The sequence below is a fragment of the Synechococcus sp. R3-13 genome, from assembly GCF_047462195.1.
GTDB lineage: Bacteria > Cyanobacteriota > Cyanobacteriia > Thermostichales > Thermostichaceae > Thermostichus.
The window spans coordinates 1-716 of sequence record NZ_JANSIO010000465.1 but is presented as its reverse complement, the minus strand read 5'-3'; the positions used below and the strand labels follow the sequence as shown (position 1 = coordinate 716).

Below are 716 nucleotides of genomic sequence, written 5' to 3'. Positions count from 1 at the left end.
AAGCGACAAGCCGTCTTGTCACTGGTCAAAAACGTAAATGCCAATGACTCCCAAAACTGGGCCAGGGATCCGGCGCTAGGGTTCGCGGTCGAGGACACCGGTAATCCAGAGAACCCCTGCCAAGCAGACGAAGTGGGCAAACGTCACGTTGATGTTGGCGGCCAGCAGCAGCACTCCTGTCACCTGGTTGGCCTGGGTGCGGGAAAACATGCGCGCCAACAGCTCGCCCACTTGGGCTTCCATACCAATCAAAGCAAGGAAGGCCCCAATGAGGCTGACATAGGTGACCAACTGCAACTGCTTGGGCAGATCCAATTGGCTTAAGGCATCGGCAGAAGCTGAGCGGCGCTCCGCGTGGAGCAAGTAGCGCCAGTTGAAAAATAGACCGGCTGCCAGGGTGAGCAATGTAAACAAGGTGAACCAGAAGGCGATGACAGCCCCCAGCGAGTCATCTCGATAGACGGTATTTTGGCCGATTAAAAAGCCAAACCACAGCAGCAGCGCCGTCGCCCCCAAGATTGCCTGGAACCAAAACCCAAAGCGACGAGTCATGCGCAAACGAGACTTCATCCGCTCGATAGCCGCCCGTACTGACGGCGACATGGGCTCGTTCATCTTTTTCCCCCGCTCGCCTGGATGAACACCAACGTTCGCTTCCAGCCTATCTTCATTCTCCGGCCCCAGTCACCAAATTTTCGGGCTGGAGGCCCGCACCA

The 716-nt window shown here is 57.0% G+C and carries 1 protein-coding gene; it reads right to left on the bottom strand.

Annotated features, from left to right (window positions below):
* Positions 1-75 precede the first annotated feature (75 nt).
* A complete protein-coding gene (locus NW856_RS13030; protein WP_414332564.1) occupies positions 76-615 on the bottom strand; it encodes a DUF3611 family protein in 540 nt (179 codons plus the stop codon).
* Positions 616-716: the final 101 nt, after the last annotated feature.